The sequence below is a fragment of the Mesorhizobium sp. M2A.F.Ca.ET.067.02.1.1 genome, assembly GCF_004023285.1.
In the GTDB taxonomy this organism is placed as follows: Bacteria; Pseudomonadota; Alphaproteobacteria; order Rhizobiales; family Rhizobiaceae; genus Mesorhizobium.
This window is the reverse complement of record NZ_RZSB01000023.1, coordinates 1-23130: the sequence shown is the minus strand read 5'-3', so window position 1 is coordinate 23130 and position 23130 is coordinate 1. Positions and strand designations below refer to the sequence as shown.

General features: G+C 65.4%; 21 protein-coding genes. 13 read left to right on the top strand and 8 right to left on the bottom strand.

The features are described 5' to 3' along the window. From EOA28_RS04500 to EOA28_RS04485, 4 genes are all read right to left on the bottom strand, one after another. Nucleotides 1-350, bottom strand: a 350-nt coding sequence (locus EOA28_RS04500; RefSeq protein WP_128314618.1) for a 2Fe-2S iron-sulfur cluster-binding protein, incomplete at its 3' end; no start/stop codon positions are given. Between the two features lie 10 nt (nucleotides 351-360). Beyond that, nucleotides 361-1917 carry an NADH-quinone oxidoreductase subunit NuoF gene (locus EOA28_RS04495; protein ID WP_127249816.1) on the bottom strand — a complete coding sequence of 519 codons (1557 nt, stop codon included), beginning with the start codon at nucleotides 1915-1917 and terminating at the stop codon, nucleotides 361-363. After that, nucleotides 1914-2393: a formate dehydrogenase subunit gamma gene (locus EOA28_RS04490; RefSeq protein ID WP_126079698.1), complete on the bottom strand. Its 480-nt coding sequence runs from the start codon at nucleotides 2391-2393 to the stop codon at nucleotides 1914-1916. The genes EOA28_RS04495 and EOA28_RS04490 overlap by 4 nt, the downstream gene beginning before the upstream one ends. Before the next feature lie 193 nt (nucleotides 2394-2586). After that, nucleotides 2587-3486 carry a LysR family transcriptional regulator gene (locus tag EOA28_RS04485; protein ID WP_126079697.1) on the bottom strand — a complete coding sequence of 300 codons (900 nt, stop codon included), beginning with the start codon at nucleotides 3484-3486 and terminating at the stop codon, nucleotides 2587-2589. Between the two features lie 159 nt (nucleotides 3487-3645). Here EOA28_RS04485 and EOA28_RS04480 point away from each other — a divergent pair, with 159 nt between their 5' ends. Together EOA28_RS04480 and EOA28_RS04475 are read left to right on the top strand one after the other, a co-directional pair. Continuing rightward, nucleotides 3646-4287, top strand: a complete 642-nt coding sequence (locus EOA28_RS04480; protein WP_127249817.1) for a DUF47 domain-containing protein — start codon at nucleotides 3646-3648, stop codon at nucleotides 4285-4287. A gap of 3 nt (nucleotides 4288-4290) precedes the next feature. Further along, entirely contained in the window at nucleotides 4291-5295 is a 1005-nt protein-coding gene (locus EOA28_RS04475) for an inorganic phosphate transporter (RefSeq protein ID WP_126079695.1), read from the top strand. A 22-nt stretch (nucleotides 5296-5317) separates the two neighbouring features. Here the strand turns inward: EOA28_RS04475 and EOA28_RS04470 are convergent, their stop codons facing one another. Beyond that, nucleotides 5318-5695 carry a VOC family protein gene (locus EOA28_RS04470; RefSeq protein ID WP_128314617.1) on the bottom strand — a complete coding sequence of 126 codons (378 nt, stop codon included), beginning with the start codon at nucleotides 5693-5695 and terminating at the stop codon, nucleotides 5318-5320. Nucleotides 5696-5895: 200 nt separating this feature from the next. Here EOA28_RS04470 and EOA28_RS04465 point away from each other — a divergent pair, with 200 nt between their 5' ends. Continuing rightward, entirely contained in the window at nucleotides 5896-7068 is a 1173-nt protein-coding gene (locus EOA28_RS04465; RefSeq protein ID WP_127249819.1) for an Mrp/NBP35 family ATP-binding protein, read from the top strand. Between the two features lie 16 nt (nucleotides 7069-7084). Here EOA28_RS04465 and EOA28_RS04460 read toward each other — a convergent pair whose 3' ends face one another. Continuing rightward, nucleotides 7085-7534, bottom strand: a complete 450-nt coding sequence (locus EOA28_RS04460; RefSeq protein ID WP_042647051.1) for a carbon monoxide dehydrogenase subunit G — start codon at nucleotides 7532-7534, stop codon at nucleotides 7085-7087. Nucleotides 7535-7685: 151 nt separating this feature from the next. Between EOA28_RS04460 and EOA28_RS40850 the strand changes: the two genes are divergently transcribed. The 5 genes from EOA28_RS40850 to EOA28_RS04430 all read left to right on the top strand — a co-directional run bounded on the left by EOA28_RS40850 (nucleotide 7686) and on the right by EOA28_RS04430 (nucleotide 13577). After that, nucleotides 7686-10076 (top strand): dihydroxy-acid dehydratase, encoded by a 2391-nt coding sequence (locus EOA28_RS40850; RefSeq protein ID WP_128314616.1) that lies wholly within the window; start codon nucleotides 7686-7688, stop codon nucleotides 10074-10076. A 214-nt stretch (nucleotides 10077-10290) separates the two neighbouring features. Continuing rightward, nucleotides 10291-11172: a branched-chain amino acid ABC transporter permease gene (locus EOA28_RS04445; protein WP_127253466.1), complete on the top strand. Its 882-nt coding sequence runs from the start codon at nucleotides 10291-10293 to the stop codon at nucleotides 11170-11172. After that, nucleotides 11169-12131 carry a branched-chain amino acid ABC transporter permease gene (locus tag EOA28_RS04440; RefSeq protein ID WP_127253465.1) on the top strand — a complete coding sequence of 321 codons (963 nt, stop codon included), beginning with the start codon at nucleotides 11169-11171 and terminating at the stop codon, nucleotides 12129-12131. The genes EOA28_RS04445 and EOA28_RS04440 overlap by 4 nt, the downstream gene beginning before the upstream one ends. Further along, complete coding sequence (locus EOA28_RS04435; RefSeq protein ID WP_127253464.1) at nucleotides 12128-12856, top strand: ABC transporter ATP-binding protein; 729 nt, start codon at nucleotides 12128-12130, stop codon at nucleotides 12854-12856. Before EOA28_RS04440 ends, EOA28_RS04435 begins: the two co-directional genes overlap by 4 nt. Continuing rightward, on the top strand, nucleotides 12849-13577 hold the full coding sequence (locus EOA28_RS04430; protein WP_127253463.1) for an ABC transporter ATP-binding protein: 729 nt from the start codon (nucleotides 12849-12851) through the stop codon (nucleotides 13575-13577). The genes EOA28_RS04435 and EOA28_RS04430 overlap by 8 nt, the downstream gene beginning before the upstream one ends. A gap of 122 nt (nucleotides 13578-13699) precedes the next feature. Here EOA28_RS04430 and EOA28_RS04425 read toward each other — a convergent pair whose 3' ends face one another. Together EOA28_RS04425 and pncA are read right to left on the bottom strand one after the other, a co-directional pair. Then, nucleotides 13700-15049 carry a sodium:proton antiporter gene (locus EOA28_RS04425; protein ID WP_127253462.1) on the bottom strand — a complete coding sequence of 450 codons (1350 nt, stop codon included), beginning with the start codon at nucleotides 15047-15049 and terminating at the stop codon, nucleotides 13700-13702. Between the two features lie 436 nt (nucleotides 15050-15485). After that, nucleotides 15486-16100: a bifunctional nicotinamidase/pyrazinamidase gene (gene pncA / locus EOA28_RS04420; RefSeq protein ID WP_127252036.1), complete on the bottom strand. Its 615-nt coding sequence runs from the start codon at nucleotides 16098-16100 to the stop codon at nucleotides 15486-15488. Nucleotides 16101-16401: 301 nt separating this feature from the next. Here pncA and EOA28_RS04415 point away from each other — a divergent pair, with 301 nt between their 5' ends. Genes EOA28_RS04415 through EOA28_RS04395 form a run of 5 tightly spaced genes read left to right on the top strand, consistent with a single transcriptional unit; the run spans nucleotide 16402 to nucleotide 23038 of the window. Then, entirely contained in the window at nucleotides 16402-17259 is an 858-nt protein-coding gene (locus tag EOA28_RS04415) for a xanthine dehydrogenase family protein subunit M (RefSeq protein WP_128314615.1), read from the top strand. Then, on the top strand, nucleotides 17256-20039 hold the full coding sequence (locus EOA28_RS04410) for a molybdopterin-dependent oxidoreductase (RefSeq protein ID WP_127252034.1): 2784 nt from the start codon (nucleotides 17256-17258) through the stop codon (nucleotides 20037-20039). Before EOA28_RS04415 ends, EOA28_RS04410 begins: the two co-directional genes overlap by 4 nt. After that, nucleotides 20036-21577, top strand: coding sequence for a 6-hydroxynicotinate reductase (locus tag EOA28_RS04405; RefSeq protein WP_127252033.1), 1542 nt, complete (start codon nucleotides 20036-20038; stop codon nucleotides 21575-21577). Before EOA28_RS04410 ends, EOA28_RS04405 begins: the two co-directional genes overlap by 4 nt. After that, nucleotides 21577-22461, top strand: a complete 885-nt coding sequence (locus tag EOA28_RS04400; RefSeq protein WP_127252032.1) for a UPF0280 family protein — start codon at nucleotides 21577-21579, stop codon at nucleotides 22459-22461. Before EOA28_RS04405 ends, EOA28_RS04400 begins: the two co-directional genes overlap by 1 nt. Then, nucleotides 22454-23038: an amino acid synthesis family protein gene (locus EOA28_RS04395; RefSeq protein ID WP_126063206.1), complete on the top strand. Its 585-nt coding sequence runs from the start codon at nucleotides 22454-22456 to the stop codon at nucleotides 23036-23038. Before EOA28_RS04400 ends, EOA28_RS04395 begins: the two co-directional genes overlap by 8 nt. Nucleotides 23039-23130 lie beyond the last annotated feature (92 nt).

Here is a 23130-nt window from a genome sequence, read left to right as displayed (position 1 = left end):
GAGACATAGAGCTCCATGACGCCGCGGCGGATGGCGTCGAGCCGGTCCGACTGCGTGCGCACCACCATGCCTTCGCCGACCGGCGTCGTGCAGGAGGCCGGCGTGCCGCCGCGCCCTTCGATCTCGACCAGGCAGACGCGGCAGGAGCCGAAGGAATCCAGCATGTCGGTGGCGCAAAGCTTCGGAATCTCGACCCCGCCCTCCATCGCCGCGCGCATGATCGAAGTGCCTTCCGGCACCGTGATGCTCTGCCCGTCTACCGTCAGCGTGACCTGCCTCGTCGCTTTCGACTCCGGCGTTCCGTAGTCGATCTCTTCGATGAGTGTCGGGAAGTCGGCCTTGATGTTCATCTGCCAGCTCCTATTCAGCCGCCACGCGCGCTGGCGCGGGCTTGAAATCCTCGGGGAAATGCGTGATCGAGCTCATCACCGGGTAGGGCGTGAAGCCGCCCAGCGCGCAGAGCGATCCGAACTTCATCGTGTTGCAGAGGTCGGTGACCAGAGCGAGGTTCTTCTCCGCCTCGATGCCCGCGGCGACCTTGTCCAGAACCTCCACGCCGCGCGTCGAGCCGATGCGGCAGGGCGTGCACTTGCCGCAGCTCTCGATGGCGCAGAACTCCATTGCAAAGCGCGCCTGCTTCAGCATATCGGCCGTGTCGTCGAACACGGTGATGCCGGCATGGCCGATCAGTCCGTCGCGCTTGGCGAATTCCTCATAGTCGAAGGGGGTGTCGAAGAGCGCGCGCGGGAAATAGGCGCCGAGCGGCCCGCCGACCTGCACCGCCTTCACCGGACGCCCGGAAGCCGTGCCGCCGCCGATGTCGTCGACGATCTCGCCCAGCGTCAGGCCGAAGGCCGTCTCGAACAGGCCACCATTCCGGACGTTGCCTGCGATCTGGATCGGGATCGTGCCGCGCGAGCGGCCCATGCCGAAATCCTTGTAGAAGGCGGCGCCCTTGTCCATGATTACAGGCACCGAGGCCAGGCTGATCACGTTGTTGATTACCGTCGGCTTGCTGAACAAGCCTTGGATGGCCGGCAGCGGCGGCTTGGCGCGCACCACCCCGCGCTTGCCCTCGAGGCTGTTCAAGAGCGAGGTTTCCTCGCCGCAGACATAGGCGCCGGCGCCGACGCGGATCTCCATGTTGAAGGCGTTGGGCGAGCCCAGCACGTTGTGGCCCAGCACGCCGGCCTTGCGGGCGATCGCGACGGCCTTGTTCATCGTCGCCACCGCATGCGGATATTCCGAGCGGATATAAACGAAACCCTTGGTCGCGCCGGTGGCGATGCCGGCGATCGCCATGCCTTCGATCAGCACGAAGGGATCGCCTTCCATGATCATGCGGTCGGCGAAGGTGGCGCTGTCGCCTTCGTCGGCGTTGCAGACGATGTATTTCTGCGCGCCAGCCGTATCCAGCACCGTCTTCCACTTGATGCCGGTCGGGAAGCCGGCGCCGCCGCGGCCGCGCAGGCCCGACTCGGTAACCTGCTTGACGACATCGGCCGGCGTCATGGCGACGGCGTTCTGCAGGCCGCGCAGGCCGCCCAGCGACTTGTAGGCATCGAGCGACAGCGGATCGTTGATGCCGCAGCGCGCGAAGGTCAGCCGCGTCTGCTTGGCGAAGAAGGGGATCTTGTCGGGCGCGCCCAGCCAGCGCTTGTGGTGGCCGCCGGTGAGAAAACCGCTGTCGAACAGGCTCTTGACGTCGGACGGCTTGACCGGCCCGTAGGCGACGCGACCCTTGTCGGTCGCCACTTCGACCATTGGCTCGAGGAAATAGGCGCCGCGCGAGCCGTTGCGCACGATCTTGGCCTCGACGCCGCGCTCCTTGAGCTCCTTCTCGATCGCCCTGGCGACCTTCTCGGCACCGAGCGCCAGCGCGCCGGAATCTGCGGGGATATAGATGCGCGGGATCATGAACGCACCTCCGCGACGATCTCTTCGATCTTCTCGTCATCGAGCCGGCCGATGACTTCGCCGTCGAGCATCGCCGACGGCGAGCAGGCGCAAAGCCCGAGGCAGTAGACCGGCTCCAGTGTAACCGATCCGTCGCGCGTGGTCTCGTGGAAATCGATGCCGAGCAGCTGCTTGACCTTGGCCGCGACCGCATCCGACCCCATCGACTGGCAGGCTTCCGCCTGGCAGAGCTTGAGCACATGCCGTCCGGCGGGCTTGGCGCGGAAATCGTGATAGAAGCTGACCACGCCATGCACTTCGGCGCGGGAAAGGTTCAGCCCGTCGGCGATCACCGGCAACGCGTCCTTCGGAACGTATCCGAACTCTTCCTGTATGCTGTGCAGGATCGGCAGCAGCGGGCCCTCGAGGCCCTTCATCTCATCAATGATCGCCGCCGTGCGCGACGCGATCTCGGTACTTGCGGCCTGCATGGTCACGCAGCGCCCTCCCTGGTCGTGGCGGCCAATGTATGTCACCCCAGGATATAGAGCGTTTTCGGGGCAACGACATGCATAGGGCGCAATATCGCTAAGTCCTTACGAAATCAGAGGAAACCTCCGAAATCAATAAAGCGCTCCCGTCGATCGATAGAAATTTCCTATCGAACAGCGGTGGCCCGCATTCTCTAACCTAGCGATGACGGCGGAAATCGTCTGCCAGCGCCATCGCCTCGTCCAGCAGCGCCTGCACCAGCGGCGTGTGCGGCTCGCGGGGTGCTGCCACCAGACCGACCGTGTGACTGGCGTCCGGCTCGACGATCGGAATGGCCCGGATCGGCTCCGAAAAGCCGAACGTTTCCGCGAGGTTGAGCGGCATGATCGACGACCATTTGCCGGTGCGGATATGCGAGAACAGCACGATCATCGAGTTGGATTCCAGCGTCGGCCGGACCTGCACGCCGGCCTCCGCCAGATGCTGGTCGATGATGCGGCGGTTCTGCATGTCAGGCGTCAGCAGGCAGAGCGGCAGCTGGCTGATCTCGGCCCACGTCACTTTGTCGCGATCGGAATAGGGGTTCCCGACCGCGGTGATCAACTGGTAGCGCTCGTCATAGAGCGGCACGCTGATGACGCGCCCGAGCGGCTCGTTGTCGAGATAGGTGATGCCGGCATCGACGTCGAAATTGCCGAGCAGCGACAGCACCTCGATCGAGGTCCGCGACAGGATGGAGAAGGTTACGCCCGGATGCTTTTCGCGAAACGGCGTCGTCAGCCGCGCCACCATTGCCAGCGCCGTCGGAACGGCGGCGATGCGGATACGGCCGGCAAGGCCGTGGCGCGCCGCCCGCATCTCCTCGCGCATCGTCCTTGTGTCGCCGACGATGCGTCGCGCCCAGCCCAACACCTGCCTGCCTTCCGGCGTCAGCCCCTGGAAGCGGGAGCCGCGCAGCACCAGCATGACGCCGAGCTGCTCCTCGAGCTGCTTGATGCCGGCCGACAGCGTCGGCTGGGTGACGCCGCACACCTCCGCCGCCCGGCCGAAGTGCTCCTCCTTGGCCAGTGCCAGAAAGAACTCCAGTTTGTCGATCATGCTATCCGATCCAACGCGGTTTAGCTCAAGGTCGGGGAAATCGCATCGCTTCGCAAGACGCACGCACAATCGGACCTCGTCCACATTTTTGAGCCGGCTATCTGTTTTCCCGCGCCGCACATGGCGCTATGTGGGGTAGGGCGGATTGAGGAGGACGACATGCTGGGCTGGTTTCGCAAGCTGTTGCCGCGCGAGGATCGCTTCTTCGATCTGTTCGAGCGGCATTCGCGCACTGTGGTCGGCGGCGCCGAAGCCCTTCAGCATCTTCTCAACGGCGAGGACATCGACGGCTGGTGCCAGACGATCGTCGATCTCGAAAACGAGGCCGACGGCATCACCGCCGAGGTCCTGCTTGCCGTTCGGCGCTCCTTCATCACGCCCTTCGATCGCGGCGACATCAAGGATTTGATCCAGTCGATGGATGACGCCATCGACATGATGCACAAGACCGTCAAGACGGTGAAACTGTTCGAGGTGAGGGAGTTCGACCCGCTGATGCGGGAAATGGGCGGCGTCATCGTCCAGGCAGCCCGGCTGGTCGCGGAGGCGATCCCGCTGCTCGGCAAGGTCGGCGCCAACGCAGCGCGCCTCAACGCCATCGCCGAGGAGGTCATGCGCGTCGAAGGCCGCGCCGACGACCTGCACGAGCAGGGCCTCAAGGATCTGTTCAGGCATCACGGCCGCAGCGACCCGATGGCTTACCTGATCGGCTCGGAGATCTACGGCCAGCTGGAAAAGGTGGTCGACCGCTTCGAGGACGTCGCCAACGAGATCAGCGGCATCGTGATCGAGAACGTTTAGGCGATGGAGGCCACGATCGCTTTTCCGCTGCTGATCGGCCTCGTCGCCGTGGCCCTGTTCTTCGATTTCCTGAACGGCCTGCACGACGCCGCCAATTCGATCGCCACCATCGTTTCCACCCGGGTGCTCAGGCCGCATTACGCAGTGTTCTGGGCGGCTTTCTTCAATTTCATCGCCTTCCTGTTCTTCGGCCTGCATGTGGCCGAGACGGTCGGGAAAGGCATTGTCGACGCCAGCATCGTCACGCCGGCGGTGATCTTCTCGGCACTTGTCGGCGCCATCGTCTGGAACATCGTCACCTGGGTCGCCGGCATTCCGTCGAGCAGTTCGCACGCCCTGATCGGCGGGCTGGTCGGCGCCGGCGTCGCCAAGGCCGGGACCGGCGCCATCGTCTGGTCCGGGCTCGGCAAGACGGTCGCGGCGATCGTGCTCTCGCCGGCGACCGGATTCGTGCTGGCGCTCGTCCTGGTTCTCGTCGTCTCCTGGCTGTTCGTGCGCCAGACGCCATTCGCCGTCGACAACACGTTTCGCGTGCTGCAGTTCTTTTCCGCCTCGCTCTATTCGCTGGGACATGGCGGCAACGACGCGCAAAAGACCATGGGCATCATCGCCGTGCTGCTCTATTCGCAAGGTATGCTCGGCCAGAGCTTCTACGTGCCGCTGTGGGTGGTCCTCACCTGCCAGTCGGCGCTGGCCCTGGGCACGCTGCTCGGCGGCTGGCGCATCGTGCACACGATGGGATCGAAGATCACGCGGCTGAACCCAATGCAGGGTTTTTGCGCTGAGACCGGCGGCGCCATCACGCTTTTCGCCGCCACCTGGCTCGGTGTTCCGGTCTCGACCACCCACACCATCACCGGCGCCATCATCGGCGTGGGCGCCGCCCGCCGCGTCTCCGCCGTGCGCTGGGGCATTGCCGGCAACATCGTCGTCGCCTGGGTGATCACCCTGCCGGCGACGGCGGCGATCTCGGCGTTGACCTATCTCGTCACACGGTTGGCCGGATGATCGGCCTCAACTCGTAGCGGGGCTACTTGTCCACCAGGTTCAGGATGTTGCCGTCGGGATCCCTGAACCAGGCGACTTTCATCCCGTAGCCGACATGGATGTCGCCCTCCAGCGTCAGCCCGGGCATATCGTAGTGCTCGAAGCTGACGCCTTTCGCCCGCAGCGACTTGACGATCGGCTCGATCTGGTCGCCGACCGTCCACGTCACCGCCGTTGCCTTGTTGGTGCCGGCAAATTGCGAATGGTAGACGTTGATGAGCGTGTCGCCTCTTTTATAGACGACGAGTTCGCCGCCCATGTCGTCGACCTGTTTGAGGCCGAGCATTCCCTCGTAGAACGCCTTGGCCTTTTCCAGGTCTTTCACCGCGAGATTGGCTGTCGCATTGCTGTTTTCGAGCATGACGATTCCTTCACGCTTGTCGTGATGGCAAGGGAGATAGCGCGGGCGGCTCGTTTGGCCATGACAGGGCTCGAATGCCGGTTGGCAGATCCGACATCATCCGTCGCTTTCCGGGGCACGCCGGCTGAGCGATTGCGCCACGGCTTGGTTCTGGCGGGAAACTGCACTATCTGGAACGCCAAAGTCCCGAGGAAAGATCAATGACCGTCACCAAGGAATCCGTCATCGAGCGCCTGAAGACGGTGAACGGGCCGGACTTCACCGGCAACATCGTCGATCTCGGCATGGTCTCGGAGATCTTCATCGCCGATTCCAAGGTGTTCTTCTCCATCACCGTTCCCGCCGCGCGCGCCCAGGAACTGGAGCCGCTGCGCGCCGCGGCCGAGCGCGCGGTGAAGGCCATCCCCGGCGTCGCCAGCGCCGTCGTCGCGCTGACGGCGGAGAAGAAGGGCGGCGGCATGGAAGCGCCGGTTCCGGCGCGCCCGGCAGCGCCGAGGCCCGCAGCCCCGCAGCCGTCACAGCGTCCCGCGCCACAGGCGCCGGCTTCGCACAGCCACGGCAGGCGCGGCGTGCCCGGCATCGACGCCATCATCGCCGTCGCTTCCGGCAAGGGCGGCGTCGGCAAGTCGACCACCGCCGTCAACCTGGCGCTCGGCCTCGCCGCCAATGGGCTGAAGGTCGGCGTGCTCGATGCCGATATCTATGGCCCGTCTATGCCGCGGCTGCTCAACATCCATGGCCGGCCGCAGACGGTCGACGGCAAGATCCTGAAGCCGATGCAGAATTATGGGCTGAAGGTCATGTCGATGGGCTTCCTCGTCGATGAGGAGACGCCGATGATCTGGCGCGGCCCGATGGTGATGTCGGCGCTGACGCAGATGCTCCGCGAGGTCGAATGGGGTCCGCTCGACGTGCTGGTGGTCGACATGCCGCCCGGCACCGGCGACGCCCAGCTCACCATAGCGCAGCAGGTGCCGCTTGCCGGCGCCGTCATCGTCTCCACTCCGCAGGACCTGGCGCTGATCGACGCGCGCAAGGGCCTCAACATGTTCAAGAAGGTCGACGTGCCGCTGCTCGGCATCGTCGAGAACATGAGCTACTTCCTCGCACCCGACACCGGCAAGCGCTACGACATTTTCGGCCATGGCGGGGCGCGCCGCGAGGCCGAGCGCCTCGGCGTCACCTTCCTCGGCGAGGTGCCGCTGGAAATGGGCATCCGCGAAAGCTCGGACGCCGGCACGCCGGTGGTCGCCTCCAAGCCCGAGGGCGCCGAGGCGAAGATTTATCGCGACATCGCCTCGAAGGTCTGGGATCGGGTCCAGGAAGAGCGCGGCGCGGCCGAAGCCGCCGTGCCGAGCATCGTGTTCGAGTAGCCCTCCAGGGCAGGGGTCAGGCGCCGACCTTCTCGCCAAACGTCGAGAAGAACTGCCCCGCGAGCTTCTTCGATGTCGACTGGATCAGCCGGCTGCCGAGCTGCGCGATCTTGCCGCCGACCTCGGCCTTGGCGGCGTATTTGAGCACCGTCGCATCCGGCCCGTCCTCGGTCAGCGTCACGTCGGCGCCGCCCTTGGCGAAACCGGCAATGCCGCCCTTGCCTTCGCCCTGGATGGTGTAGGAATGCGGTGGCTTGAGGTTCTTCAGCGTCACTTCGCCGTTGAAGGTCGCCTTGATCGGCCCGATCTTCAGCACCACGGTCGCCGCCATCTCGGTGTCCGAATTCTTCTCGAGGCTCTGGCAGCCCGGAATGGCTTCTTTCAGGATCTCCGGGTCGTTGAGGGCTTCCCACACTTTTTTGACTGGTGCGGCGATCCGCTCCTCGCCTTCGATCACCAAAGCCATCAAACCCCTCCCGGATTGCTGTTATCGATTGGTCGTAGCGCGCGGCCCGTAACAAGTCTATCGCACCAAAGTCCGGGTCCCGGCTGCGTCTACCTCTTGCTTGCGCTCGCGCGTTGTCCTATCGATTTGTCATACAAATACGGAGACCACCATGGCAGGCGCCCCCACCAGGAAGAAGAAATTTCGCTCGCAGGAGTGGTTCGACAACCCCGACAATCCAGGCATGACGGCGCTCTATCTCGAGCGTTATCTGAACTATGGCCTGACGCGCGCCGAGCTGATGTCGGGCAAGCCGCTGATCGGCATCGCGCAGACCGGTTCCGATCTTTCGCCCTGCAACCGCCACCACCTCGAGCTTGCCAAGCGCGTGCGTGAAGGCATCGTCTCGATGGGCGGCATCCCCTTCGAGTTCCCGTGCCATCCGATCCAGGAGACCGGCAAGCGCCCGACCGCCGCGCTCGACCGCAACCTTGCCTATCTCAGCCTCGTCGAGGTTCTTTACGGCTATCCCCTCGACGGCGTCGTGCTCACCATCGGCTGCGACAAGACCACGCCGGCGTTGCTGATGGCGGCGGCCACCGTCAACATTCCGGCGATAGCGCTGTCGGTCGGTCCGATGCTCAATGGCTGGCACAAGGGCAAGCGCACCGGCTCCGGCACCATCGTCTGGGAGTCACGCCAGCGCCTGTCTGCCGGCGAGATCAACTATGACGAGTTCATGGACATCGTCGCCTCCTCGGCGCCGTCGACCGGCTATTGCAACACCATGGGCACCGCCACCACCATGAACTCGCTGGCCGAGGCGCTCGGCATGCAGCTCCCCGGTTCGGCCGCCATTCCGGCGCCCTATCGCGAGCGCGGCCAGATCGCCTACGAGACCGGCAAGCGCATCGTCGACATGGTGCATGAGGACCTGAAGCCTTCCGACATCATGACGCGCCAGGCCTTCGAAAACGCCATTGTCGTCAACTCGGCCATCGGCGGCTCCACCAATGCGCCGATCCACCTCAACGCGATCGCCCGCCATCTCGGCGTGCCGCTCGACAATGACGACTGGCAGAAGATCGGCCTCAACGTGCCGCTCCTCGTCAACCTGCAGCCGACCGGCGAATATCTTGGCGAAGACTATCACCATGCCGGCGGCGTGCCGGCGGTCGTCGCCGAATTGATGAAGGCGGGGCTCCTGCCGCATCCCGATGCGATCACCGCCAACGGCAAGTCGATGGGCGACAATTGCCGGGATGCCGTCAACGAGAACCACGAGGTCATCCGCAGCGCCGACCAGCCGCTCAAGGCCAATGCCGGCTTCATCAATCTCAAGGGCAATCTGTTCGATTCCGCCATCATGAAGACCAGCGGCATCTCGCCCGAGTTCCGTGAGCGTTATCTCTCCAATCTGAACGATCCGGAGGCCTTCGAGGGCAACGCCATGGTCTTCGACGGGCCGGAGGACTACCACGCCCGCATCGACGATCCGGCGCAGGGCATCGACGAGCACACGATCCTGTTCATGCGCGGCGCCGGTCCGGTCGGCTATCCGGGCGGCGCCGAGGTGGTCAACAAATTCGCCAAGCAGCACAAGACCGATATCGTCTTCGGCACCTTGTTCTCGCATGTGGTGATCGGCTCGGCGCCCGCCGCCGGCGAGAACAAGATCCCCTATTTCGTGGTCAGCGAAGGCCATCACGTCGCCTCGACCAAACTCAACCGCTACGTCTTCCAGCCCGGCATCACCGACGTGAAGAGCCAGATCCAGTCCATGGCGCCGTGGATCGCGGCGAACGCCGGCAAGAAGGTGACGCAGATCTTCCCCGACTTCGCCTTCGGCTACGACCATCGCGACTACCTGCCGCCGGCGCTGAAGGCGCAAGGCGCCGACGTCATCGCCCAGATCGCCATCCCGCCGACGGAATCGTCCTTCACCAAATACTTCCCGCAGATCCCGGCCGAGACCGAGGTGATCTACCACGTCATGGTCGGCCCTGCGGTGCTCACCTTCGTCAAGGAGCTCGGCGAGTTCTACGGTTCGCAAAGGCCGCAGCTTTTCGGCTTCATGGATTCGCTCGAGGCCGTCGACATCAACAGCCCCGGCCTCGAATTCCTCGACGGCAGCCATTTCTGGGAAGGCTCGCCGCGCTACGCGCAGCCCGATGATTCCGCCGCGCAGAAAGCCTACCGCGCCGCCGTCGGCATCGACGACAATGGCGCCGCGGTCGGCGATCCCAAGGACATCTCCACCGCCTCGCACATGTTCGGCTGCTGGGAAACGCTCTACGTCGTCAAGAAGGCGATGGAAGATGCCGGCTACAAGGGACCGGTGGACCGCGCCAAGCTGGTCGAGGCGACCGAGGCGCTGAAGGAATTCGCCGAGGGACCGGAACATCCGCAGGGCCCGAAGACCTTCAACGGCAAGATCCACCAGTGTTTCGGCATCCAGAACATCTCCAAGGTCGAAGGCGGCAAGCTCAAGGTCGTGCACAAGACCAAGATCGAGGACGGCCTCTACGAGCCGGAAGGGGATTACACGACGCAGGCGCTGTAGGTTCATTCCAACCAGCGTGAGCGCCCAGGCCCCCCTCTCTGTCCTGCCGGACATCTCCCCCTTAAGGGGGGAGATCAGCTGTTATTTCCGCTTTCGCCAATCGCTCAGGCCGGCAGGTAGGCGCCTTCGCAGGAACTGCCAATCTCCCCCCTTGAGGGGAAGATGCCCGGCAGGGCAGAGAGGGGGGTCTCGCGCCTCCGTTGGCAAATAATCCATGCATTTCGGACCCCATCTCCTCCTCGCCGCCCTTGAAGGCCTGGTCACCTCCGCCGTGCTGGCGCTGACCGCGCTCGGCCTGTCGCTGGTGTTCGGCGTCATGCGCATCGTCAATGTCGCACACGGCGAGTTCTTCATGCTGGGCGCGGTGCTCGCCTGGGCCGTCTCGACGGCGATTTCCGGCCATCCGGCGGTAGGTTTCGTCGCAGCACTCGTGATCGCGCCCTTGCTCGTCGGGCTGGTCGCGTTCCTCGCCGAATGGCTGGTGCTGCGGCGGCTGAACTACAACCCCGAAAGCACCATCGTCGCCACCATCGGCATGCTCTACATCATCCAGCAACTGGCGCTCACCTTCTACGGTCCAGAGGCGCGCCCGGTCGAGCCGCCCTTCAGCTACCGTATCCTTCTGCCGTGGTTCGGTTATTCCGGCTACAAGCTGTCGGTGGTCGCCGCTTCCGCCATCCTGCTCGTCATCACCTGGCTGGTGCTGACGCGTACGAAGATCGGACTGATCATGCGCGCCACCCAATATGATCGCGAGACGGCGCAGGCCTTCGGCATTCCGGTCGAGCGCGTCTATGCCGGCGTCTTCGCCATAGGCGCCATGCTGGCGGCGATCGCCGCGGTGCTGATCGTGCCGATCAGCCAGGCGCATTATCTGATGGGGCAGGACCCGCTGCTGCTCTCCTTCATCGTCGTCATCATCGGCGGCCTCGGCTCGCTGCGCGGCACCGTCGTCGCCGCCATCCTGATCGGCCTCTCCGACGGCATCATCTCGATGTTCTTCTCGCCGACGCTCGCCAAGATCATCGCCACGCTGGTGGTCGCAATGGTGCTGGTGTTCCGGCCGCAGGGCCTGTTCGGAACCGCGCCGCGATGAGGGATGCTTCGCCGGCAAAGACCTATGCCCTGCATATCGGCGTCATCGCGCTTCTCTTCGCGCTGAACTTCATCCTGCCGGATTACCATCAGGGCCTGTTTGCCCGCATCATGGCGCTGGCGGTCTTTGCCATGGGCTACAATCTGCTCTTCGGCTATGTCGGCCTGCTCAGCCTCGGCCACGCCATGTTCTTCTCGGCCGGCCTCTATGGCGCGGGCTTGACCGTCTACCACCTCGGCTGGGGCGTGCCGGAAGCCTTCCTTGCCGGCGTCGCTTGCGGCGCGCTGCTCGCCCTGGTTATCGGCCTGCTGGCGCTGCGCACCTCGGGCGTGGCGTTCATGATCGTCACCATGATGTTCGCTCAGGTCTTCTATCTGCTCATCCTCTATTTCGCCGCCTGGACCGGCGGCGACCAGGGGCTGGTCATCCAGCAGGCATCGCGGGTGATTTCGATCGGCGGCGCATCCCTCGACCTGACCAACCCGACGGTGCGCTACATGGGCGCGTTGGCGCTGTTCTCGGTCGCGCTGCTCATCACGCTTGCCCTTGTCCGCTCCCGCTTCGGCCGCGTGCTGGTCGCCATCCGAGAGAACGAAGAGCGCACGAAGATGCTCGGCTATGACACGGTCGCCAACAAGCTCATCTCTGTCGTCGCCTCCGGCGCCATCTGCGCTGCGTCGGGCGCCGCTTATGCGCTGCTGTTCGGCTATGTCGGCTCGAATTTCGCGTCGATCCAGTATTCGATTCTGCCGCTGCTCTGGGTGCTGCTCGGCGGCGCCGCGACCACGCTCGGACCGCTCATCGGCACGCTGTTCATGTATTATGTCACTGACATCACCAGCGGCTTCACCTCGGCCTATCTGCTGATTGTCGGCGTGGCGCTCATCCTGCTCGTCCTGTTTGCCCCGAAGGGCATCATGGGCAGCATCCGCGAGCGCTGGCTGGGGTGGCTGCCATGACGCCGCTGCTCACCACCAAAGGCCTGTCACGCAACTTCGGCGGCCTGCGCGCCGTCGACGGCGTCGACTTCGCGCTGATGCCGGGCGAGATTCGCGCCGTCATCGGCCCGAACGGCGCCGGCAAGACGACTTTCGTCAGCCTGCTCTCGGGCCGCATCCGGCCATCGTCGGGTGCCGTTGTCTTCGACGGCGTCGACATCACCGCCATGCCGGCCTACCAACGGGTCAGGCTCGGCGTCGCCTACACGTTCCAGATCACCAGCGTCTTCGCCAACCTCACGGTCTTCGACAATGTCGCGCTGCCGGTGCAACGCACGCTGACCGACGGCCGCACCAAGGGGCAGGTCAGGACCGGCGTCATGGCGGCGCTGGAGCGCACCGGACTTGCCGAGCGCGCCGGCACGCTGGCCGCGCACCTTTCCTACGGCCATCAGCGTCTGCTCGAAGTGGCGATGGGCCTGGCGCTGAAGCCGCGTTTGCTGATCCTCGATGAGCCGACACAGGGCCTGGCCGACAGCGAGATCGACAATTTCATCACGCTGGTGCGCGGGATCGCCAGGGACGCGACGGTTCTTCTGATCGAGCACAACATGCCGGTCGTCATGGGACTCGCCGACCGCATCACTGTCTTCAATTCGGGCAAGATTCTCGCCGAAGGCACGCCGGGTGAGATCCGCGCCAACACGCAAGTCCAGGACGCCTATCTCGGAGCGACCCATGGCTGACTCCGTTGGAACCAATGACGGATTGCTCACCATTGCCGGCCTCGATTGCTTCTATGGCGAGGTGCAGGTGCTCTACGGTCTCGACCTGGCCTTGAACAAGGGCGAGGTGCTGTGCCTGTTTGGCCGCAACGGCGCCGGCAAGACGACGACGCTGAAGGCGATCATGGGTCTGGTGCCTGCTGCGGCGGGTTCGATCAGGCTGGACGGCAAGGAGCTGACCGGGCTCGCCGCGCATGACGTGCCCAAGGCCGGCGTTGCCTATGTGCCGCAGGGCAGGCGCCTGTTCGCCGAGATGACGGTGGCGGAAAACATCGAGATCGGCCTCATGGCGCGGGGTAAGGGCAAGCAGACGCGCGAGAACGTCCTCGATCTCTTCCCGCTGCTACGCGAGCGGCTGAAGCAGCGATCCGGCACGCTCTCCGGTGGCGAGCAGCAGATGCTGGCCATGGCCCGCGCGCTCTGCCTGGAGCCCCAAGTGCTGTTGCTGGACGAGCCGACCGAAGGCTTGATGCCGTCGATGATCGCCAGGATCCGCGAGACCGTGGCCAAGCTGCGCGAGCTCGGCGTTTCCACCATCCTGGTCGAGCAGCGCGTCGATGCCGTGCTCTCGGTCGCCGACCGGGTTTGCTTCATCGAGAACGGCCGCAACCGCGAGACGGTGGACGTCGAGGCATTGCGGGCCGATCCCTCGGCGGTGCGGCGGTACGTGGGGGTGGGCTGAGGATTACCCTCCCCCTTTGTGGGGAGGGTCGCTGCGAAGCAGCGGGGAGGGGGCAGCGCCGACCCCCAACCGGACCTGCAGTCCGACCTCCCCACAAGGGGGAGGTAAGGCTCCGCGCCGCTTCACCCGAAAAACAAAAACCCGGCGATCAGAAACGTCGGGATCAGCACCAGGCCGGACCACGCCATGTAGCCGAAGAAGCCAGGCATCTTGAAGCCGCGATGCCTGGCGATGGCGAAGACCATGAAGTTCGGCGCATTGCCGATATAGGTGTTGGCGCCCATGAACACCGCTCCCGCCGAGATCGCGGCCAGCGTCGAGGCTGCCTCAGTCATCAGGTGCTGGGCGTCACCTCCGGCAAGCTCGAAGAACACCAGATAGGTCGGCGCGTTGTCGAGGAAGGAAGACAGCGCCCCGGTCAGCCAGAAATAGGCGAGATCGTTGGGCTGGCCGTCGGCGGACGTGACCAGCGCCACCAGCGGCGCCAGCGCGCCGTCATGGCCGGCCCGCAGGATGGCGATAACCGGCACGATGCATATGAAAATGCCGGCAAACAATTTCGCCACTTCGGCGATCGGCCCCCAGGTGAAGCCGTTGGCCTCGCGGTGGCTCTTGTAGGAGACGCGAAGCGAGAGAAACGCCAGCACCAGGATGATGGCGTCGCGCACCAGGTTCTGCAGCTCCAGGCCGACGCCGACGACCGGGATGCTCACCCCCGGCTTCCAGCTCGCCGAAAGCAGGATCGCGCCGATCACGCCGGCGAGCAGCGGCAGGTTGGCCAGCCCGCGCAGGCGCACCTTTGTATCGGGCGTCGGGTCCTTGATCTTCGGCAAGCCGGCCTCGCGGCGATGCAGGACCAAATCGATCGCCAGGAACACCGCCAGCACCAGCCCGCCGACAAAAAGCGTGTCGGGCAGGATGTGCACCGTCGTCCAGAAGAAATCCACGCCGCGCAGGAAGCCGACGAACAGCGGCGGGTCGCCGAGCGGCGTCAGCGAGCCGCCGATGTTGGAGACCAGGAAGATGAAGAAGATCACCACATGGGCGTTGAACGGCCGGTTGTCGTTGGCGCGCAGCATCGGCCGGATCAGGATCATCGAGGCGCCGGTCGTGCCGATGACCGAGGCAAGCAGCGCGCCGATGAGCAGCAGCCCGGCATTGGTGAGCGGCGTGCCATGGATGTTGCCGGCAAGCAGGATGCCGCCCGAGATCGTGTAGAGCGCGAACAACAGGATGATGAAGGACATGTATTCGGTGAGCAGCGTGTGCAGCACCGCTTCGCCTGCCGTCGGAATGCCGAAAGTGACGGCCAGCGGGACCACCGCCAGCGCCGCCCAGCCGGCGGCGATCTTGCCGTAATGATGTTCCCACAGGTGATGAAAGAGCAGCGGTCCGGTCGCGATCGACAGCAGCAGGCCGGCAAAGGGCAGTCCCCACCACAGCGACATGGCGGCGCCGGGCAGTTCGTGCATTTCGGCGGCGAATGCTTGCGCTGGAAGCAGCAGCGCGATGGCGAGCGCGGCGAATAGAAAAATCCGGCCGCCGCGCGCTTTCCCTTCTCCCTTTGTGGGAGAAGGTGGATCGGCGCGATAGCGCCGAGACGGATGAGGGGTGCTCCAGCGGAGTGAGACGCTGGCTTTCCCTGGAGCACTCCTCATCCGTCGCCTTCGGCGACACCACCCGGCCCTTCGCTGGCTCAGGGCGTTCGAAGCTCGAAAAGCCAAGCAATTGGCTTTTCGTCCGCTGCGCGGACCGCTTCTCACCCCACAAGGGGAGAAGGGGGAACCCGCTTTCCGGCGCTGCAAACCAGCTATCTCCTCTCCCCTCGGGGAGAGGTCGGATTGCCCCGAATTGCCCTTCGCAATTCGGCTGGCAATCCGGGTGAGGGGGACCTTCCCCACGGTCCGGTCAATCCGCCGAGTGATCTTCGAGCGTCACGCCGGCTTCGTGCATGCGCTTTAGCATCGCCTCCACCGAGCCGTTGAGGTCGATGCCGCGGCAGGCGTCGAGCCGGACTGTCGTCTTGAAACCCTGCTTCACCGCGTCGAGTGCGGAAAAGGCAACGCAGAAATCGGTGGCGAGCCCGGCCAGCGTGATCGTGTCGATGCCGCGTTCCTTCAGGTAGCCGCCAAGGCCGGTCGGTGTCTTATGGTCGTTCTCGAAGAAGGCCGAATAGGAGTCGATCGCTGTGCGGAAGCCTTTGCGGATCACCAGCTCGGCTTTGGTCCAGGCAAGTCCGGAGTGGAAATCGGAACCGAGGCTGCCCTGGATGCAATGGTCCGGCCACAAGGTCTGCGGCCCATAGGGCATATCTATGGTTTCGAAGGGCTGTTTGCCCGGATGGCTGGAGGCGAAGCTCGAATGTCCGGCCGGGTGCCAATCCTGCGTCAGGATCACATGGTCGGTCCGCCGGATCAGGTCGTTGACCAAAGGCACGATCTCGTCGCCGCCGGCCACCGCCAGCGCGCCGCCTGGACAAAAATCGTTCTGCAGGTCGATGACGATCAGCGCTTCGTCGGCCATGCGGCTTCCCTCTCGTTTGGGCCCCCTCGTATCGGCTTGAGGCTCCAGTCCAAAGCCGCTGACGCGACCGGACACGGAACCTTGACCAGATGGCTGGCGGCGTCAACCTCCGGCACCATAACAATCGCGTTCAGGTCTTTGCCGCGCCAACTCCGGCTTTGACAATTCCGACCGGCCTGATATCATTTGCATACGAATGAATTTGACCGGTCTGGATACCGGCGGAAAGTCCCAGGGCAAGGCGCTTTGGGCGGGCCAATCGGGGACGGCTCGTTTCTGGGAAGGTTCTGGAAGGCAGAGCGTGATCCGTTACGCGAAACCCACCACGGTCGACGAGGCGCTCGCTTTGCTTGGCGAGGACCGCTGGCGGATACTCGCCGGCGGCACGGATTTCTATCCGGCGCAGGGCGCAAAACCTTTCCGCGACAACATCCTCGACATCAACGGTCTCGCCGAACTGCGCGGCATCGAAGAGACCGACGAATATTGGCGGATCGGCGCCCGCACCACCTGGACCGATATTGTCCGTCACCCGCTCCCGCCCGCCTTCGACGCGCTGAAATCGGCCGCGCGCGAAGTCGGCTCGGTCCAGATCCAAAACGTCGCCTCGATTGCCGGCAATCTCTGCAACGCCTCGCCCGCCGCCGACGGCGTGCCGGCGCTGCTTGCGCTCGACGCCGATGTTGAATTGCGCACGGCGAAAGCCACCCGTCCTCTGCCGCTCGACGCGTTCATCCTTGGCAATCGCCGCACGGCGCTGCAGCCGGGCGAGATGGTCACCGCCATCCGTGTGCCGAAGCGCTCCGCGGTCGGCACCTCGGCCTTCGTCAAGCTCGGCGCCCGTCGCTATCTCGTCATCTCGATCGCCATGACTGCGGCGCGGCTTGTGGTCGAGAATGGCGTCATCGCCGAAGCGGCGATCGCGGTCGGCTCCTGCTCGGCGGTCGCCCGCCGCCTCTCCGGCGTCGAGGCGGTCCTGCGCGAACGTCCGATCGACGAGGCGCTTGCCGACGCGGTGCTGTCGGCGCCCATCGATGAATTGTCGCCGATCGCCGATGTACGCGGCAGCGCCGAGTACCGGCAGGACGCGGCGCGCGAGATCGTTGCGCGCGCGGTGCGTGCCGCAATCGGCCTCGGCGAAAGCAAGGTGGCCGCATGAGCATGGCCCAATCCGGCATGGCCCAATCCGGCATCGAGCGCGCCGACATTGCCTTTGAGGTAAACGGTGCCGCCGTCAGCGTCTCTGTGCCTCCCGTGCGGCGCCTGTCGCAGGTCTTGCGCGACGAGTTGCGGCTGACCGGCACCAAGGTCGGCTGCGACGCCGGCGATTGCGGCGCCTGCACGGTGCTGGTCGACGGCAATCCGGTCTGCGCCTGCCTTGTGCCGGCAGCCTCGGTGTCCGGCGCCGCCGTCACCACCGTCGAGGGCCTTGCCAATGGCAGGCTTTCGGCGCTGCAGGCCTCCTTCCTCGAACATGGCGCCGCGCAATGCGGCATCTGCACGCCCGGCCTGCTGGTCGCGGCCACCGCGCTTTTGGAGCGCAACCCGACACCCAGCGAAGCCGAGACGCAGGATGCGCTGGGCGGCGTGCTCTGCCGCTGCACCGGCTATCGAAAAATCGTCGCTGCGGTGATGCAGTCCTCGCGGCATATGAACGGCATCGACCTTCGCCTGCCGGACGTGGGCCACGCGGTCGGCGCCTCGCCGATCCGCCTCGACGGCGTGCCGAAGGTCAATGGCACCGAGAAATTCGGCGGCGATTCCTTCCCGGCTGATGCCTTGTCGGTGCTGGTGGTCCGCTCGCCGCATTATCATGCCGGCTTTGCCTTCGGCGACCTCGATGCCTGGGTCGAAGCCCATCCCGGCATTGCCGGCGTTTTCACCGCCGCCGACATCCCCGGCAAGAACTGCTTCGGCGTCATCGGTCCTTTTGCCGACCAGCCGGCGCTGGCCGAAGGCTTTGTCCGTCTGCGCGGCGAGGCGGTGGCGCTGGTGGCGGGCGAGCGTGAGGCGATCCTCGATCTCGACCTGACGAATTTTCCGATCGCCTGGACCGAACTGCCGCATGTGCTGCAGCCGCGCGAGGCGAAGGCCGATGGCGCCGCGCTGATCCACCAGCACCGGCCGGCAAACCTGCTGACCTCCGGCTATGTCGAACGCGGCGATCCGGAACGAGCGCTCGCAGCCGCTGCCGCCACTGTCTCCGGCTCAATCGAGACTTCCTTCGTCGAGCACGCCTATATCGAGCCGGAAGCCGGCTACGCTTATATGGATGGCGACACGCTGGTCGTCGTCGCCTGTACGCAGGCGCCCTATATGGACCGCGACGACACCGCCAAGGTGCTCGGGCTTCCCGTCGACAAGGTGCGCATCGTGCCGACCGCCACCGGCGGTGGTTTCGGGTCGAAACTCGATGTCTCGCTGCAGCCGCTGATCGGCCTTGTCGCGATGAAGACCGGGCGGCCGGCGGCGCTTGCCTACACCCGCAATGAATCGATGATGTCGACCACCAAGCGCCATCCGGCCGAGATGAAGGCGACCATCGGCGCCGATGCCGAAGGCCGCATCACCGGCATGGTCTTCGAGGGCGATTTCAACACGGGCGCCTATGCCAGTTGGGGGCCGACCGTCGCGAACCGCGTGCCGGTGCATGCCTCCGGCCCTTATCTGACGCCAAACTACCGCGCCACCGGCAACGCCATCCACACCAACGGCCCGATCGCCGGCGCCTTCCGCGGATTCGGCGTGCCGCAGGCCACCATCATGCAGGAAACCCTCTATGACCAGCTCGCCGGCAAGCTCGGTATGGACCGTCTGGATTTTCGGCTGAAGAATTGCCTGCGCGACGGGTGCGAGACGGTCACCGGTCAGCGCCTGGAATCAGGCGTCGGCATCGGCGAATGCCTGGAGCAGCTTCAACCGCATTGGGCTTGTGCGCTGGCGGACGCGGAGGCCTTCAACGCCGCCAACACGGCAAGCAAGCGCGGCGTGGGTGTCGCCTCCTGCTGGTATGGCTGCGGCAACACCTCGTTGCCCAATCCCTCGACCATTAAGGTCGGCATCTCGGCCTCGGGCGACGTCGTCCTGCACCAGGGCGCCGTCGATATCGGCCAGGGCTCCAACACCGTCATCACCCAGATCTGCGCCGACGCGCTCGGCCTGCCGCTGGAGAAATTCCGGCTGAAGAGCGCCGACACCGCCATCACGCCCGACGCCGGCAAAACATCCGCCTCGCGCCAGACTTTTGTAACGGGCAAGGCCGCGGAGAAGGCAGGCCGCGCCTTGCGCGAAAAAATCCTGCGCTTTGCCAACGTCTCGGGCGAGGCGACGATTGCGCTCGACGGCGCGAACCTTTCCATCCGCGAAGGCGATGCCGCGCGGCGCATCGATCTGTCCGAGCTGAAGGCCGATGCCGACGGCCTGGTGTTCGTCGCCGAGGAAACCTACGACCCGCCGACGCTGCCGCTCGACGCCAAGGGCCAGGGCAAGCCCTATGCCGTCTATGGCTACGGCGCGCAGATCGCCGAGCTCGAGGTCGACCTCAAGCTCGGCACGGTGAAGCTGATCAAGATCACCGCCGCGCATGATGTCGGCAAGGCGATCAACCCGGTGCTGGTCGAAGGCCAGATCGAGGGCGGCATCGCGCAGGGCATCGGCATGGCGCTGATGGAGGAATACATCCCCGGCCGCACCGAGAACCTGCACGACTACCTCATCCCGACGATCGGCGACGTGCCGCCGGTCGAGCACATACTGGTCGAGGTTCCGGATCCGGAAGGGCCATTTGGTGCCAAGGGCCTTGGCGAGCATGTGCTGATCCCCACCGCGCCGGCGATCCTCAATGCCATCCGCCATGCCACCGGCGTCCTGGTCACCAAGGTGCCGGCGACGCCGAGCCGCATCCTGGCGGCGATCCGCGAGAAGGAGGCGCGCCGATGAGCGAGCTTGCCGAACGTTTCGAAATCCATGACCCCGGCGAGAAGCAGGTGGCGGAGAAGATCCGCTGCGATGCCTGCCCGGTCATGTGCTACATCGCCGACGGTCGCACCGGCGCCTGCGACCGCTACGGCAATGTCGGCGGCCGCATCGTGCGCATGGATCCGCTGACCATCCTCGACCATGCCGCCGAGACCGGCGGCGCGGTCGTGCCTTTCGTTGCCGAAGGCGAAGCCTGGAACGGCGAGCTGGTCAACACCGGCCGCCGTTTCGTCACCGCGATCGGCGCCGGCACCACCTATCCCGATTACAAGCCGGCGCCCTTCATCGTCAGCCAGGAGGTCGAGGGCGTCGATCTCGTCACCGTCGTCACCGAAGGCATTTTTTCGTACTGCGGCGTCAAGGTGAAGATCGACACCGACCGCCATATCGGCGACGAGACGGCGATCGTGCATTCGCAAGGCGAGGCGATCGGCCATGTCACCACAGGCGAATACGGCTCGCAGATGCTGTCGCTTGGCGGCGTCCATCATTTGACCGGCGGCTCCAAGCAGGAAGGCCGCGCCACTTGCGACGCGCTGCTCAACCTCTGCAACCGCAAGCCGGTCGAGCTCGCCATCGACGGCGGCGCGACGGTCATCGTCGAAGCCGGCAAACCGCCGGTCATCGACGGCAAGGTCGAGCACCGCATGCGCGTCGGCTGCGGCTCGGCCACCATCGGCATGTTCGCCACCCAATGGCGCGGCCTGGTCGACGAGGTGGTGGTGGTCGACGACCACATCACCGGCGTCGTCTCGGAGCACCAGGCCGGCAAGGTGCTGGGCTGGGAAGACACCGGCATAAAGATCATCGGCCGCCGTTCGACGCCCGGCCGCTATTTCAAGGTCTCGGAGCCCGGCCTCGGCTGGGGCGGCACGACGATTTCCGATCCGCTGTCGATCCTCGGCGATTGGAACGCCAAGAAGGGCGCGCGCCCGGGCCTGTCGCTGCTGATGGTGTCGACCACCGGCGAGCAGTTCGCCTATTACGAACTGGACGACGAGCTGAGGCCGGTCCAAAAACCGTTTCCGGAGCGGCTACAAAAAACGGTCGGCCTGATCGAGGACAATTGCGAGCCGGCTTTGTGCACGGTTCTCTTCATAGGCGGCGCCGGCGGCTCGCTGCGCGCCGGCGTCACCGAAAACCCGGTCAACCTCACGCGCTCGGTGCAGGGCTTAAGGACCTACGTGACGGTGGGCGGCGCGCCGGTCTATGTCTGGCCGGGCGGCGGCATCACGCTGATGGTCGACGTCACCCGCGTCCCTGAAGGCGCCTTCGGCTATGTGCCGACGCCGGCTTTGGTCGCGCCGATCGAGTTCACCATGCGCCGCGACGATTATGTGCGGCTCGGCGGCTATGAGAATGAGATCCGCAGCGTCGAGGACGTCCTCGCCAAAGGCGGCGAGTATCTCAACCCGCGCAGCAACACCGGCGCGCCGGTCAACAATCCCTGGCCGCCGCTGGCGCAGCTGCGGCGCGCGGCGGCGAACGGTGCCGGGTGATGAACAGCCCGCAGGCGCATTGGCTTGCCGACGGCCGGCGGCTCCATCTCAACCATGGGCCGATCGATCTCATTGTCGAGGCCTTTGGCTCTGACGACGAGCGTCGCGCCGCCTACCAGCAGGCGGTCACGCGCTTCCAGACGGTCCTGATCGAGCTGGTCGAGGAGCTGCCCGAGTTGCGCCTGCCGGCCTTCTTCCTGGCGCCGCGCGATTTCGCCGGCCCGACGGCGCGCCGCATGGAAGCCGCCGTCATGCCGCTGGCGGAATGCTTCATCACGCCGATGGCGGCCGTCGCCGGTTCGGTAGCCGACGAAATTCTTGCCGCGATGCTCGCCGGCCGCCGGCTCGACCGCGCTTACGTCAACAATGGCGGCGATTGCGCCCTCTATCTCGGCAGGGATCAGTCGATGACGGTGGCGATTGCCGGCACCGGCAATGGCATGGCCGATCGCGTCGGTATCCACGCCGAGGATGGCGTGCGCGGCGTCGCCACCAGCGGCTGGCGTGGGCGGTCGTTTTCGTTCGGCATCGCCGATGCCGTCACCGTTCTCGCGCCGACCGGCGCCGAGGCCGATGCGGCGGCGACGCTGATTGCCAACGCCGTCGACCTGCCCGGTCACCCTGCTATCGCGCGCGTTCCGGCGCGCGACCTGGCGCCCGACAGCGATCTCCGAGAGCAATTGGTGACGCAGAGCGTCGGCGCGCTTTCGGCGGGCGAGGTTGCCCGGGCGCTGGACAACGGCCTCGCGGTCGCCGAAGATTTTCGCCGGCGCGGCTTGATCGCCGCCTCGGCGCTGTTTCTGGCGGGCGAAGCCCGCATCAGCGGCGCGATAGCGCTCGCCGCGCCCAACAAGCATGCACAGGAGGAATTCGCCCATGCCTGAGTTTCCGATACGCAAGGTCGCGGTGCTGACCGAGGAGATTTTCCACGACGGCGGCCCCGTGGCGAAAGAGCCCCGCCTTCGCGCTGCGGCTCTTGCCGTGGTCAAGAACCCTTTCGCCGGCCGTTATGTGGAAGAGCTGCAGGGCGCGATGGAGGACCTGAAGCCGCTGGGCCTTCTGCTCTCCGACAGGCTGATTGCCGCGCTCGGCGGCGACGTCAAGAAGATCGACGGCTACGGCAAGGGCGCAATCGTCGGCACCGCGGGTGAGCTTGAGCACGGCGCGCTGTGGCACGTGCCCGGCGGCTACGCCATGCGCGAGCGCCTCGGCGACGCCAAGGCGATCGTGCCGTCGGCCAAGAAGGTCGGCGCTTTCGGCTCGCGGCTTGACGTTCCGCTCGGCCACATCAATGCCGCCTATGTGCGCAGCCATTTCGACGCCATGGAGGTCGGCATCAGCGACGGCCCGCGCCCCGACGAGATCCTGTTCTGCCTCGCCATGACCTGCGGCCCGCGCGTCCATAACCGCATGGGCGGCCTGGCGGCCGAGGACATCAAGGCATGGGATGGCCTCAGATGAGCGGCGAGGACAATCTGCTGCGGCTGGTCGAGACCGAAGACGGCGACGAGAACAACTACCATCTGCAGGAGCAGGTCGGCTTCATCCTGCGC